This window comes from Achromobacter sp. (genome assembly GCF_049647645.1).
Taxonomy (GTDB): Bacteria; Pseudomonadota; Gammaproteobacteria; order Burkholderiales; family Burkholderiaceae_B; genus Achromobacter.
Window position 1 is genome coordinate 22,433 of record NZ_JBARYB010000054.1, and the last position, 13,870, is coordinate 36,302.

A 13,870-nucleotide genomic window follows, 5' to 3' on the forward strand; every position below is an offset into this window, starting at 1 on the left:
AAACTTCCGACTCTGATCCTAACAGGTCCGCAACTCCAATTTAATGATTGGATCGCCTCGATAGGCAATGGCAATTCCGCAATGTCGTGGGGGGCGGGGTTGGCGATCCGGATGCAAGAATCGTAGCGATGACCGGGCTGATAGTCCAGAACCCGGCGACCTGGGTGTTGCAGCGCCGCCGCTCGCCGTCCTATAAGATACCGGCCTGGCGCGCCTCCAGCCGCGGCGCGCACCGACTTGTGGAGTGTATCGATGGTGGACGCCAGCCTGGAACCCCGTTTGGATTTCGTCACTTGCGCCAGCCCGGCGGGCCTGCACCGCATGGCCTACTGGGAATGGGGCGACCCGGCCAACGACCAGGTGCTGCTCTGCGTGCACGGCCTGACCCGCAGCGGGCGCGACTTCGATACGCTGGCGCGGCGGCTGGCGGGACGCTATCGGGTGGTCTGCCCGGACGTGGCGGGCCGCGGGCGCTCCGATTGGCTGGCCAATCCCGCGTTCTACACCGTGCCGCAATACGTCTCGGACATGGTGACCCTGCTGGCGCGGCTGAAGCCGGCGCGCCTGGCCTGGGTGGGCACGTCGATGGGCGGGCTGATCGGCCTGGCGCAGTCGGGAGCGGCGGTGTTCGCGCGGGCCATGCTGGCCATGCGCCCGCACGCGGGCATGTTGCCGCCCGAGCAGGGCTTCCATCTGGACAAGTTGGTGCTCAACGACGTGGGGCCGCGCCTGGAAACCGGCGCCCTGGCGCGCATTGGCCAGTATGTGGGCGAGCCCGGCGAATTCGCGAGCTTCGACGAGGCCGTGGCCACCATGCGCGCCAACTCCACGACCTTCGGCCCGCATACCGATGCGCAGTGGGCGGAACTGGCGCGCTACCTGTATCCCCGGCAGGGCGACAAATGGGTCAAGCATTACGACCTGGCTTTGTCCCAGGCCCTGGCCGCGCAGACCCCCGAGGAACTGGCGGCCGGCGAACAGATCCTGTGGCGTTCGTATGATTCCCTGCCGTGCCCCGTGCTGATCGTGCGCGGCGCGGAATCGGATCTGCTGACGCGCGCCACCGTCGAGGAAATGCTCAAGCGCAATCCGCGCGCGCAGGCCCACGAGGTGCGCGGCGTGGGCCACGCGCCCACTTTGATATCGGATGAACAGGTGGATCCGGTCGCGGCGTTCCTGCTGTCCTGACCGTGCCAGCAAACCGGGGACGGCTCGGCGCTATCCACGCTGCCGGGCCTTCTCTACAATAGCTGGATGAACGCGCGCACCCTGAACATCGATTTGCATTGCCATTCCACCGTCTCGGACGGCGCACTTGCGCCGCGCGACGTGGCGCAGCGCGCGCATGCCAACGGCGTGGATGTGTGGGCCCTGACCGACCACGACGAAGTGGGCGGCCTGGCTGAAGCGGCCCGCGCGGCGCGCGACCTGGACATGGACTTCGCCACCGGCGTCGAGATCTCCGTGACCTGGGCGGGCGTCACGGTGCATATCGTGGGCCTGCGCTTCGACCCCGAGAACATCGCCCTGGTCGAAGGCCTGCGCAAGACCCGCTCCGGCCGCGCCGAACGCGCCAAGCGCATCGGCGAACGCCTCGCCGCAATGGGCATGCCCGGCGCCTACGAAGGCGCGCTGCCTTTCGCCGGCAACCCCGAACTCATCAGCCGCACGCACTTTGCCCGCTATCTGGTCGAAGCGGGTTATTGCCCCGACGTGCAGGCCGTGTTCACCAGACACCTGGGCGATGACCGGCCCGGTCACGTGCCCATGCAATGGGCCACGCTGGCGGAGGCGGTGGGCTGGATCCGCGGCGCGGGCGGTACCGCGGTCATCGCGCATCCCGGCCGCTACAAGTACACGCCGCTGCAGTTCGCCGCGCTGTTCGACGAATTCCTGCAGCTGGGCGGCCTGGGCATCGAGGTCAACACGGGCAGCCATACCTCGGAAGAGGCCCGCTATTATGCGGATGTGGCGCGCCGCTACGGCTTTCTGGCGTCGCGCGGCTCGGACTTCCATAGTCCGAAGGAAAGCCGGGTGGACCTGGGCCGCTTGCCGGCGCTGCCGCCCGACCTGAAGCCGGTCTGGCACGACTGGTTCTGACGCGGGCGGCGGCCAGGCCGCCTTGCCCTGTACGCTATCGACTGTGACCGCGCCCCAACGGCGCAACCGCCATGAACAAAGCATTTGTCAAAGAGTCGGACAACGAGGACGACGACGATCTGCCGCAAGCACAGGCCCTGCCTGCCGGCACCAAGAACTACATGACGCCCGGCGGCTACGAGCGCCTGCGCGGCGAACTCACGCACCTGATGAACGTGGAGCGCCCGTCGGTGGTGCAGGTGGTGTCGTGGGCCGCGTCCAACGGCGACCGTTCCGAGAACGGCGACTACCTGTACGGCAAGAAGCGCCTGCGCGAGATCGACCGCCGCATGCGCTTCCTGACCAAGCGGCTGGATATCGCCGAAGTGGTCGACCCGGCCGCCCAGCCCAACCGCGACCAGGTCTTCTTCGGCGCCACGGTGCTGTATTCGGACAAGGCCGGCGAGGAACACAACGTGACCATCGTCGGCGTCGACGAGGCCGAGCCGCTGGCCGGCAAGATCAGCTGGATCTCGCCGGTGGCGCGCGCGCTGATCAAGGCCAAGGAAGGCGATACCGTGGTGCTGCGCACGCCGGGCGGGATCGAGGAACTGGACATCCTGGACGTCAGCTATCCGGCCTGACGGCCCGATCCGGCCGGCGCCAGCAACGGCATTCTGATGTCGCAAAGAAAACGGGCGCCAGCTTGTGGCCGGCGCCCGTTGGTGGGCGGGATCTAACGTCCCTGCCTCGGTTGGCGGCTTGCGCCGCCGTTCCCCTGGGGCTTGCTGCTTGTTCTTTACGGTTTACTTCTTGCGGTTGGCGATCGACTTCTCGGCCAGGTTGACCAGGTCTTCGCCGATCTGCTTCTTCCACTTTTCATAGACGGGCTTGGTGACCTTGACGAAGGCCTCGTGGTCGGCCTGCGACAGCGAGGTCACGGTCACGCCGTGTCCGGCGATTTCCTTCAGCAACGACGGATCCTCAGGCGTCACGCCCTTGCGCGCGATCACGATCTGCTGCTTGCCGGCGTCCAGCGCGGCCTGGCGCACGATGTCGCGGTCCTTCTCGGACCAGGAATTCCAGACTTCGCGGTTGACCACGAAGATCAGCGGGTCGGCCACGTAGTTCCACAGCGTCAGGTACTTCTGGCCCACGGTGTAGAGCTTGGAGCCGGTGTAGATCGACAGGGGGTTTTCCTGGCCGTCGACCGCGCCGCTGGCCAGCGCCGGCTGGGCGTCGGCCCAGCTCATCTGCGTGGGGTTGGCGCCCAGCGCGGTGAAGGTGTCGATGTACAGCGGCGAACCCACCACGCGCAGCTTCAGCCCCTTCATGTCTTCGGGCTTCTTGATCTCGTGCTTGGAGTTGCTGAGCTGGCGGTAGCCATTTTCGCCCCAGGCCAGCGGCACCACGCCGGCTTTCTCGATGAGCTTGAACATCTCCTTGCCCACGTCGCCTTGCACCAGCGAATCAATGGCCGCGTAGTCGGGCATCAGGAAGGGCAGGGAGAACAGGTTCAGCTGCTTGACCTGCGGCGACCAGTTGATGGTCGAGCCCACGGCCATGTCGATCACGCCCTGGCGGATGGCGGTGAATTCACGGGTCTGGTCGCCCTGGACCAGCGAGGTGCCGGGATAGACCTTGATGTTGATGCGGCCCTGGGTGCGCTCGCGCACCAGGTTGGACCAGATTTCGGCGCCCTGGCCCCAGGGGAAGGTCGTGCCGACGACGATGGAGAGCTTGTACTCGGGCTTGTAGTTCTGCGCATGCGCGGGCGCCATGCCGACGACGGCTGCCGCGCACAGGGCGGCTCCGATCAGGTTGCGGAATTTCATGTTGCGTCTCCTCTCTTTGCGAGTCTGTCTGTTGTTGTCATGAACACCGGTACCGCCGGCCTTGGGGTCGCCCCGTCCGGCCCTTTCAATAACCCAGCTTGCGCGGCAGCCACAGCGCCAGTTGCGGGAACACCAGCACCGCGACCAGCACCAGGAACATCGCGCCCAGCAGCCACACCACCCAGCGCACGGTGGATTCCATCGGCACGCGCGCGATGCGGCACGACACCATCAGGTTCACGGCCAGCGGCGGGGTGAATTGGCCCAATGCCACCTTCAGGGTCAGGATCACGCCGAACCATACCGGGTCCCAGCCATAGGCGTTGGCAATCGGCATGAGCAGCGGCACGAAGATCAGGAAGATGGAGATGCCGTCCAGGAACATGCCCACGGTCATCAGCAGCAGGATCAGCAGCGCCAGCACGCCCCATTCGCCCAGGCCGGAATTGACGATGGCATGGGTGATGGGATCGATCACGCTCAGCGTCGACAGGGCCCAGGCGAAGATGCCGGCCAGCGTCACGACCAGCATGATGACGGCGGACAGTTCGGCGGCTTCGCGCAGGATGGTGTACAGGTCGCGCAGCTTGATGCTGCGGTGGATGAACATGCCCACGAACAGGCCGTAGAACACTGCGACCACGGCGGCTTCGGTGGGCGTGAACCAGCCCATGCGCATGCCGCCCAGGATCAGCACCGGCGCGGCCAGGCCCCAGGAGGCTTCGCGCAGGCTGGCCCAGAACGGCGGGCGAGGCAGGTGGGCTTCCAGCGCGCCCATCTTGTATTTGCGCGACAGCCAGACCGCCGGAACGATGAGGGCGAAGCCGGCCAGGATGCCGGGGATCATGCCGGCGGCGAACAGCGCGGGCACGGAGGCGCCGGGCACCAGCACCGAGTAGATGATGAAGGCCACCGATGGCGGGATCAGGATGTCCGTGGCGGCGCCGGCCGCCACCACCGCGGCCGAGAACGAGCCGGGGTAGCCGGCGCGCGACATGGCCGTGATCATCACCGCGCCCACTGCCGCGGCGCAGGCCGGACCCGAGCCGGAGATGCCGCCCAGGAACATGGCCACCGCGATCGACACCAGCGGCAACATGCCCGGGCCGCGCCCGACGATGGCGATAGCGAAGTCCACCAGGCGCTTGGCCACGCCCGAACGGTCGAAGATCGAGCCCACCAGCACGAACATGGGGATGGCCAGCAGCGGGTACTTGGCCAGACCGGCGTAGAAGTTCTGCGGCACGGTCAACAGGCCATACCAGGGCGTGTCCAGGTTGGAAAGCACGATGGCCACGGTCCCGCCCAGGCCCAGCGCCACGCCGACCGGCACGCCGATCAGCATCAGGACGATGAAGACGGTGAAGAGGATGGCGGCGATCATTGCTGTTCCCGGCCGGCGCTCTTGGCGATGCGGCGCAGGGTGCCGACGGTGCGCAGCGAAATCGTCGCCGCCATGACCGGCAGCCAGATCGAATACCACCAGGTCGGCACGCCGATGGCGGGCGAGGTCTCTTCGTAGATGTATTCGTCGGCCACCAGCTTCACCGACAGCACGGTCAGCAGCAGGAAGAACGCCAGCACGCAGCCGTTGGAGATCAGGGCCATGATGCGCTGGCGGCGGGGCGAGCCGGAGTCCGCCAGGATCTCGATGCGGATATGGTGGTTGCGCACGAAGGCCACGCTGCCGCCGGCCATGGTCAGCACGATCAGCAGGAACACCGAGATTTCTTCGGTCCAGGCGAAGGACTGGTCGGTGAAGTAGCGCACCAGCACATTCAGGAAGGTAATGATGGCCAGGGTCGCCAGCAGGATCACGGCCAGCCAGTCCTCGATGGCCAGCGGCACTTTGACTGCGGGATCTGTTTCGGCGGGAATGATCGGTTCGACAGGCTCGGCGGGGGCTTCGGGGCGGGACATGTGAGGCAACGGCCAGCGCCGGGTAGGCGCTATTCATTTATGGGGTCGCTGCATCCTACCGTCGCGCCGTGGGGCCGGAAGTTCGTGTTTTCCCGCGGTGCGGGATGGCTGCAACATGCTGCGACGCAGCATAAAACTGGCGAGGGAAGGGCCGCCAGTATCGGAAAAGGTTCACAGTGGCAGGGAGTTGCTTCGAATGCTGCTGCGCGTCATCGTGGCCCGCACCGTTCAGAATTCTTTTGTAACAATGGCCGAAACGGAGCTGTCCGGCAATGATCGAACAACGGCTCCGGGAAAACCCCCTAAACAGGTAAAATCTCTTTTTGCTCTCCTCTCTTTATACGGCGCCCGCATCGTGTCCCTAGTTCAGCATCTGCCTGGTTCCTCCGTCCTGTCCTCCTTCCGTCGCGATCGCCTCCTGGCGCAATTGAAGGAAGCCGGCCTGCCGGTGGCCGACATATCCGCCCGCTACGAGCACTTCGTCAGCACCGACGCGGCCCTGACGGCCGAGCAGCAGCAACACCTGGCCCAACTGCTGGACTACGGCACGCCCGCCACCGGCGACGCGCCAGCCAAGAGCCTGTCGCTACTGGTGATCCCGCGCCTGGGCACGATTTCGCCGTGGGCCAGCAAGGCCACCGACATCGCCCACAACTGTGGCCTGGCGTCGGTGCACCGCATCGAACGCGGCGTGCGCTACGTGATCACCCCCGAACGCGGCCTGCTGGGCGCCAAGTCCTTCGACGATGCCATGCTGGCGCGCGCGGCCGACTGCCTGCACGACCGCATGACCGAAACCGTGGTGGACGCCAGCTTCGACGGCCAGGCGCTGTTCCAGCCGCTGGCCGGCAAGCCCATGCGCACCGTCGGCGTGCAGGCTCGCGGCGCCGCAGCCCTGGCCGAAGCCAACATCTCGCTGGGCCTGGCGCTGTCGGACGACGAAATTGAATACCTGGCCAAGTCGTTCACCGACCTGGGCCGCGACCCCACCGACGTGGAACTGATGATGTTCGCGCAGGCCAACAGCGAACATTGCCGCCACAAGATCTTCAACGCCCAATGGGTGATCGACGGCCAGGAACAGCCCAACACGCTGTTCGGCATGATCCGCGCCACCCACAAGGCGCAGCCCGCGGGCACCGTGGTGGCCTACTCGGACAACGCCGCCATCATGGAAGGCGGCCCCGCGCAGCGCTTCCAGGCCGGCGTGCCGGGCGTGACGGGCGAGGGCGTCGAAGGCGCCAAGTACGTCCGCCGCGACACCACCGTGCACACGCTGATGAAGGTGGAAACCCACAACCACCCGACCGCGATCGCGCCGTTCCCCGGCGCTTCTACGGGCAACGGCGGCGAGATCCGCGACGAAGGCGCGACCGGCCGCGGCTCCAAGCCCAAGGCCGGCCTGACCGGCTTCACCGTGTCGCACCTGCGCTTCGACGACGCCTTGCAGCCCTGGGAAGCCGACCACCACGGCCTGCCCGAGCGCATCGCCTCGCCGCTGTCCATCATGATCGACGGCCCCATCGGCGGCGCGGCGTTCAACAACGAATTCGGCCGTCCCAACCTGCTGGGTTATTTCCGTTCGTTCGAGCAGACCGCCGGCGGCACGCGCTGGGGCTACCACAAGCCCATCATGATCGCGGGCGGCCTGGGCAGCATCGACGCCGGCCTGACGCACAAGGACCGGATTCCTCCCGGCGCGCTGCTGATCCAGCTGGGCGGCCCGGGTTTCCGCATCGGCATGGGCGGCGGCGCCGCCTCCAGCATCAGCATGGGCAGCAACTCCGCCGAACTGGACTTCGATTCGGTCCAGCGCGGCAACCCCGAGATCGAGCGCCGAGCCCAGGAAGTCATCGACCGCTGCTGGCAGCAGGCCGAGAACAATCCCATCATCGCGATCCACGACGTGGGCGCGGGCGGCCTGTCCAACGCCTTCCCGGAACTGGTGAACGACGCCGGCCGCGGCGCCATCTTCGACCTGAAGCGCGTGCCGCTGGAAGAGTCGGGCCTGTCGCCCGCCGAAATCTGGAGCAACGAATCCCAGGAGCGCTACGTCCTGTCGATCCTGCCCAAGGACCTGGAACGCTTTGACGCCATCGCCCGCCGCGAACGCTGCCCCTACGCGGTGGTGGGCGTGGCCACCGAAGAGCGCCAACTGCGCGTGGTGGACGGCGAAGGCTTGCCGGGCCTGGACACCGTCCGTCCGCAAGGCGAAGCCGAAGTGCGTCCCGTGGACGTGCCGATCGACGTCATCCTGGGCAAGCCGCCGCGCATGACCCGCGACGTCACGCGCCTGCCCGGCGTGTCCGCGCCGCTGGACCTGGCCGGCATCGACCTGACCGAAGCCGCTTACCGCGTGCTGCGCCACCCCACGGTGGCCAACAAGTCCTTCCTCATCACCATCGGCGACCGCACCGTCGGCGGGCTGTCCAGCCGCGACCAGATGGTCGGCCCGTGGCAGATGCCGGTGGCTGACTGCGCCGTGACCCTGGCCGATTACGAAGGCTTCCGCGGCGAAGCCATGTCGATGGGCGAGCGCACCCCGATCGCCATGCTGGACGCACCGGCTTCCGGCCGCATGGCCGTGGCCGAAGCGCTGACCAACCTGGCGGCCGCCGACGTGGCGCGCCTGGAAGACATCAAGCTGTCGGCCAACTGGATGGCCGCCTGCGGCGTGGCCGGACAAGACGCCGCGCTGTACGACACCGTGTCCGCCGTCAGCGAACTGTGCCAGGCCACCGGCCTGTCGATTCCGGTGGGCAAGGACTCCCTGTCCATGAAGACGTCCTGGGAACAGGACGGCGAGCAGCGCCAGGTGGTGGCGCCGGTGTCGCTGGTCATCACGGCCTTCGCGCCCGTGGCCGACGTGCGCGCCAGCCTGACCCCGCAGCTGCGCACCGACGCCGGCGACAGCGTGCTGATCCTGATCGACCTGGGCCGCGGCCGTCATCGCATGGGCGGCTCGATCCTGGCGCAGACCTACAACCAGGTCGGCGAAACCGTGCCGGACATCGACGCGCCGCAGGACTTGCGCGCCTTCTTCGTCACCATCCGCACGCTGGCCGAAGCCGGCACCATCCTGGCCTACCACGACCGTTCCGACGGCGGCCTGTTCGCCACCCTGACCGAAATGGCCTTCGCCGGCCGCACCGGCATCTCGGTCAACCTGGACATGCTGACCTTCGACCCGCAATCGGCGGATTGGGGCGACTTCAAGATCCGCCCCGAACAGGTGGCGGTGCAGCGCGAGGAACTGACGCTCAAGGCGCTGTTCTCCGAAGAAGCCGGCGCCGTCATCCAGGTACCCGCGGCCCAGCGCGACGCCGTCATGCAGGTGCTGCGCGGCGCGGGCCTGTCGGCGCATTCGCACGTCATCGGCGGCCTGAATGGCGCCGACGAAGTCGAGTTCTACCGCGACGGCAAGAAGGTCTGGGGCCAGCCGCGCGCCGAGCTCGGCCGCGCCTGGAGCGAAGTGTCCTACCGCATCATGTCGCGCCGCGACAACCCGGCTTGCGCCCAGGCCGAGCTCGACGTCTGGAACGACACCACGGACCCCGGCATGAGCCCCAACGTGGACTTCGATCCGCAGGAAGACGTGGCCGCGCCGTTCATCAACACCGGCAAGCGTCCGCGCGTGGCGATCCTGCGCGAGCAGGGCTGCAACAGCCAGGTGGAAATGGGCTGGGCCTTCGACACCGCCGGCTTCGAAGCCATCGACGTGCACATGACCGACCTGCTGTCGGGCCGCGTGGACCTGGCGCAGGTGCAGGGCCTGGTGGCGGTGGGCGGCTTCAGCTACGGCGACGTGCTGGGCGCCGGCGAAGGCTGGGCGCGCACCATCCGCTTCAACAGCAAGCTGTCGGACCAGTTCGCCGCCTACTTCGCGCGTCCCGACACCTTCGCGCTGGGCGTGTGCAACGGCTGCCAGATGATGGCCGCGCTGGCGCCCATGATTCCGGGCGCCGAATTCTGGCCGCGCTTCACCCGCAACCAGTCGGAAAAGTACGAAGCCCGCCTGTCCATGGTCGAAGTGGCCAAGTCGCCGTCGATCTTCTTCGCCGGCATGGAAGGCGCGCGCATCCCGGTCGCCGTGGCCCACGGCGAAGGCTACGCCGACTTCTCGCAGCAGGGCGACGCCAGCCGCGTGCTGGCTGGCGCGCGCTACATCGACAACCGTGGCCAGGCCACCGAAGCCTACCCGTTCAACCCGAACGGCAGCCCCGGCGGCCTGACGTCCGTCACCACCGCCGACGGCCGCTTCACGGTCATGATGCCGCACCCGGAACGCGTGACGCGCAACGTCATGATGTCGTGGGCGCCCGAGAAGTGGGGCCAGTCGGATGCGGGCGGCACGTTCAGCCCGTGGCTGCGCATCTTCCGCAACGCGCGCGTCTGGTTGAAGTAAGGCAGTAGCTGCCGCCGGGACCCGTGTCCTGGCGTGTGCGACACGCCCCGCCATTCGGTCCTCTTGGGTCCGGATGGCGGGGCGTTTTTCATGCTCCGCCGGGGGCTGCTCTGGATCCGAGGCGTGCAACGTAATGAGATGTTTAACTTTTCATTGCAACCTGTCGTAAAGCATAGGTAGCCGCTATACGCAACCCGGAGTGACCCCAATGTTCAAGAATCTCAGTATTCGCGCGGTCTTGACGACCGCTTTAGCCGTTTTCTTCGCGCTTTTCCTGCTAACCGGCATTGCTGTCCACCAGCAGCTGACGTCCAACCGCAATTCCATCGAAGTGCTGCTGGACACCAACCTGGTCCGCGCCAATGCCGTGAACGGCGCCGGCACTGAACTGTTGCGCGCCCGCCTGGTGCTGCTGTCGGCCCAGACCGCCCTGATGGAAGGCAAGAGTCTGGACAACCTGGCCAGCATGCAGCGCCTGGACGGCTATACCAAGAAGGCCGGCGAACTGATCGATCTGGCGCGCAAGAACCCGGAAACCTCGGCCCAGGGCAAGCCGCTGCTGGACGCGGCCCTGGCGGCCTACGACGTCTATCACCGCGACGCGATCGTGCCGATGATCGCCGCCATCCGCGCTGGCAACGCGCAGGACTCCAACCGCCTCAACCTCGAAAAAGTGACGCCGCTGGGCCTGACTTTCACGGCCTCCATCCAGAAGTACCTGGACTACGCCGACGAGGTCGGCCAGCGGGTGGCGCGCGAGGCTTCCGTCCGCATCAACGCTGCGATCGCGGTGCTGGTCGGCCTGCTGGTCGTGGTGGCCGCGTTGGTGGTGGGCCTGTATGCGGTGTTCGGCCGCTCGGTGTTCCGTCCGCTGCATGAGGCCGGCCGCCTGTTCGACCGCATCGCCGGCGGCGACCTGACCAACCGCATCGAGCAACGCGGCAACAACGAGATCGGCGTGCTGTACGGCGCCGTCAAGCGCATGCAGGACAGCCTGGCCCGCACGGTGTCCGCGGTGCGCCTGGGCGTGGAAGAGATCCACACCGGCGCGCGCGAGATCGCCGCCGGCAACATCGACCTGTCTTCGCGCACCGAACAGCAGGCCGCCTCGCTGGAGGAAACCGCCGCCAGCATGGACGAACTGTCTTCCACGGTGAAAAACAACGCGGACAGTTCGCGCAACGCTTCGGAATTGGCCGTGGCCGCGTCCGAGGTGGCCTCGCGCGGCGGCCGGGCGGTGGGCGACGTGGTCGGCACGATGCGCGGCATTGCCGACAGCTCCAATCGCATCGCCGACATCGTCGGCGTGATCGACGGCATCGCCTTCCAGACCAACATCCTGGCGCTGAACGCGGCCGTGGAAGCGGCGCGCGCGGGCGAGCAGGGCAAGGGCTTCGCGGTCGTCGCCAGCGAAGTGCGCGCCCTGGCGCAGCGCAGCGCCGCCGCCGCCAAGGAAATCAAGGGCCTGATCGACGACTCGGTGCAGAAGGTGTCCATCGGTTCGGACCAGGTGGAAGCCGCCGGCGCCACCATGCAGGAAATCGTGACCTCGGTGCGCCGCGTGACGGACATCATCAACGAGATTTCCAGCGCTTCCGAAGAGCAGTCGCAGGGCATCCAGCAGGTCAACCAGGCCGTGTCGCAGATGGACAGCGTGACGCAGCAGAACGCCGCGCTGGTCGAACAGGCCGCGGCCTCCGCGGCCTCGCTGGAAACCCAGGCGCAGCGCCTGCGCGAAGCCGTGGCGGTGTTCAAGCTGCAAACCGGCCGCGTGATCGACGCCGACGCGCCGGCTTTGGACCGCAACGGCGAACCGGCCTTGCTCGGCGCCTGAAACCCTTGCATGGCGGCCGGCCAGGATGGCCGGACATGAGTAGTACAGCCATGGCCCCCAGCGCATCGCGTCTGGGGGCTTTGCCGTTTTTGAGCCGGAACCCGCGCGCATACCGAAACCGCGCCAGCGGAACCAGGGCTGGATGGCGGCACCATTTCCCGGAACCGATAACAATCAGGGACAAAAGATGCCAGCCGCGCCGCGCAGGCATAAAATAGCGGATTGCCTATCCCCCTCCGCACACAGGATCCCGCGCCATGAACGCACGCATCCCCGAAGACGCTCTTCCTCCCACCCTGGACCCGAAGGCCCTGCAGGCTTTCGTGGACGATAAATGGGACAACGAGATCATCCCGGCGCTGACCGACTACATCGCCATCCCGGCCAAGAGCCCGGCTTTCGACGCGGACTGGGAAAAGAACGCGTTCATCGAGCGCGTGGTGCGCGACGCCGCGCAATGGGTCGAGGCGCAAAAGGTCTCCGGCCTGAAGCTGGAAGTGGTGCGCCTGCCGGGCCGCACGCCCGTCATCTTCTTTGACGCGCCCGCCACCCGCAGCGACAACGGCGACACCGTGCTGCTGTACGGCCACCTGGACAAGCAGCCCGAATTCTCCGGCTGGCGCGCCGGCCTGGGCCCCTGGACCCCCAAGCTCGAAGACGGCAAGCTGTATGGCCGCGGCGGCGCCGACGACGGCTATGCCGTGTACGCTTCGCTGACCGCCATCATGGCGCTGGACAAGCAGGGCATTCCGCGTCCGCGCTGCGTCGGCATCGTCGAAACCTGTGAGGAATCCGGCAGCTACGACCTGCTGCCCTATGTGGACGCGCTGCGCGACCGCCTGGGCAACGTGGCCCTGGTGGTGTGCCTGGATTCGGGCGCCGGCAATTACGACCAGCTCTGGATGACGACCTCGCTGCGCGGCATGGTGTCGGGCACGCTGGAAGTGCAGGTGCTGGACGAAGGCGTGCACTCGGGCGACTCCAGCGGCGTGGTGCCGTCGTCGTTCCGCATCCTGCGCCATCTGCTGGACCGCCTTGAAGACAGCGGCACCGGCCGCCTGCTGCCGCAGAGCCTGCATTGCGAGATCCCCGCCGATCGCGTCGAACAAGTGCACGCCACCGCGCGCATCCTGGGCGACGAAGTCTGGCGCCGTTTCCCCTGGAGCTGCGGCGCCGACGGCGGCTTCGTGCTGCCCATGACGACCGAGCCCGAACAGGCCCTGCTGAACCGCACCTGGCGCCCGACCTTGTCGGTGACCGGCGCCGAAGGCCTGCCGCCGCTGTCCAGCGCCGGTAACGTGCTGCGTCCGCGCACCGCCTTCAAGCTGTCGCTGCGCCTGCCGCCGTTGATCGATGCCGTGGCCGCCTCGCAAGAGATCAAGGCCCTGCTGGAAGCCGACGCGCCCTACAACGCCAAGGTGCTGTTCAAGGCCAACGAAGGCGCGGCCACCGGCTGGAACGCCCCGGCCTCCGCGCCCTGGCTGACCCAGGCGCTGGACGCGGCCTCGCAGCAATACTACGGCGCGTCCTGCGGCTACATCGGTCAGGGCGGCACCATTCCGCTAATGAGCATCCTGCAGAAGGGCTTCCCCAAGGCCCAGTTCATGGTTTGCGGCGTGTTGGGCCCCAAGTCCAACGCCCACGGCCCCAATGAATTCCTGCACGTGCCCTACGGCAAGAAGCTGACCGCGGCCGTGGCCCAGACCATGGCGGCCATGCCGGCCGCGTAAGCGGCGGCGACGCTGTTCGAAGCGCGGGCCGTAACGCCCGCGCTTTTCTTTTTTCCAGGATGGACAC

9 protein-coding genes are annotated in these 13,870 nt (G+C 67.2%); 6 read left to right on the forward strand and 3 right to left on the reverse strand.

Translation table 11 applies throughout. The features are described 5' to 3' along the window. Positions 1–252: 252 nt before the first annotated feature. The 3 genes from WBB14_RS05870 (at position 253) to greB (ending at position 2,723) form a co-directional block, all read left to right on the forward strand. On the forward strand, positions 253–1,188 hold the full coding sequence (locus tag WBB14_RS05870; protein WP_424238993.1) for an alpha/beta fold hydrolase: 936 nt from the start codon (positions 253–255) through the stop codon (positions 1,186–1,188). Between the two features lie 66 nt (positions 1,189–1,254). Beyond that, positions 1,255–2,100, forward strand: a complete 846-nt coding sequence (locus tag WBB14_RS05875; protein WP_424238994.1) for a 3',5'-nucleoside bisphosphate phosphatase — start codon at positions 1,255–1,257, stop codon at positions 2,098–2,100. A gap of 71 nt (positions 2,101–2,171) precedes the next feature. Beyond that, positions 2,172–2,723, forward strand: coding sequence for a transcription elongation factor GreB (gene greB / locus WBB14_RS05880; protein WP_207464256.1), 552 nt, complete (start codon positions 2,172–2,174; stop codon positions 2,721–2,723). Positions 2,724–2,885: 162 nt separating this feature from the next. Here greB and WBB14_RS05885 read toward each other — a convergent pair whose 3' ends face one another. The 3 genes from WBB14_RS05885 to WBB14_RS05895 form a co-directional block, all read right to left on the reverse strand. Continuing rightward, the gene (locus WBB14_RS05885) at positions 2,886–3,914 is read right to left on the reverse strand and encodes a DctP family TRAP transporter solute-binding subunit (RefSeq protein ID WP_207464255.1); all 1,029 of its coding nucleotides are present in this window, start codon (positions 3,912–3,914) and stop codon (positions 2,886–2,888) included. A gap of 85 nt (positions 3,915–3,999) precedes the next feature. After that, positions 4,000–5,298 carry a TRAP transporter large permease gene (locus WBB14_RS05890; RefSeq protein ID WP_424238995.1) on the reverse strand — a complete coding sequence of 433 codons (1,299 nt, stop codon included), beginning with the start codon at positions 5,296–5,298 and terminating at the stop codon, positions 4,000–4,002. Continuing rightward, on the reverse strand, positions 5,295–5,834 hold the full coding sequence (locus WBB14_RS05895) for a TRAP transporter small permease (RefSeq protein WP_424238996.1): 540 nt from the start codon (positions 5,832–5,834) through the stop codon (positions 5,295–5,297). The genes WBB14_RS05890 and WBB14_RS05895 overlap by 4 nt, the downstream gene beginning before the upstream one ends. A gap of 355 nt (positions 5,835–6,189) precedes the next feature. Between WBB14_RS05895 and purL the strand changes: the two genes are divergently transcribed. From purL to WBB14_RS05910, 3 genes are all read left to right on the forward strand, one after another. Next, entirely contained in the window at positions 6,190–10,239 is a 4,050-nt protein-coding gene (purL, locus tag WBB14_RS05900) for a phosphoribosylformylglycinamidine synthase (protein ID WP_424238997.1), read from the forward strand. Positions 10,240–10,447: 208 nt separating this feature from the next. After that, positions 10,448–12,073 (forward strand): methyl-accepting chemotaxis protein, encoded by a 1,626-nt coding sequence (locus tag WBB14_RS05905; protein WP_424238998.1) that lies wholly within the window; start codon positions 10,448–10,450, stop codon positions 12,071–12,073. 257 nt (positions 12,074–12,330) lie between these two features. Further along, positions 12,331–13,803: a M20 family metallopeptidase gene (locus WBB14_RS05910; protein WP_424238999.1), complete on the forward strand. Its 1,473-nt coding sequence runs from the start codon at positions 12,331–12,333 to the stop codon at positions 13,801–13,803. The last annotated feature ends 67 nt before the right edge of the window (positions 13,804–13,870 follow it).

Coding starts and splice junctions, on each gene's coding strand:
- WBB14_RS05870 (WP_424238993.1), top strand. CDS start 253: ATGGTGGACGCCAGCCTGGAACCCCGTTTGGATTTCGTCACTTGCGCC.
- WBB14_RS05875 (WP_424238994.1), top strand. CDS start 1,255: ATGAACGCGCGCACCCTGAACATCGATTTGCATTGCCATTCCACCGTC.
- greB (WP_207464256.1), top strand. CDS start 2,172: ATGAACAAAGCATTTGTCAAAGAGTCGGACAACGAGGACGACGACGAT.
- WBB14_RS05885 (WP_207464255.1), bottom strand. CDS start 3,914: ATGAAATTCCGCAACCTGATCGGAGCCGCCCTGTGCGCGGCAGCCGTC.
- WBB14_RS05890 (WP_424238995.1), bottom strand. CDS start 5,298: ATGATCGCCGCCATCCTCTTCACCGTCTTCATCGTCCTGATGCTGATC.
- WBB14_RS05895 (WP_424238996.1), bottom strand. CDS start 5,834: ATGTCCCGCCCCGAAGCCCCCGCCGAGCCTGTCGAACCGATCATTCCC.
- WBB14_RS05905 (WP_424238998.1), top strand. CDS start 10,448: ATGTTCAAGAATCTCAGTATTCGCGCGGTCTTGACGACCGCTTTAGCC.
- WBB14_RS05910 (WP_424238999.1), top strand. CDS start 12,331: ATGAACGCACGCATCCCCGAAGACGCTCTTCCTCCCACCCTGGACCCG.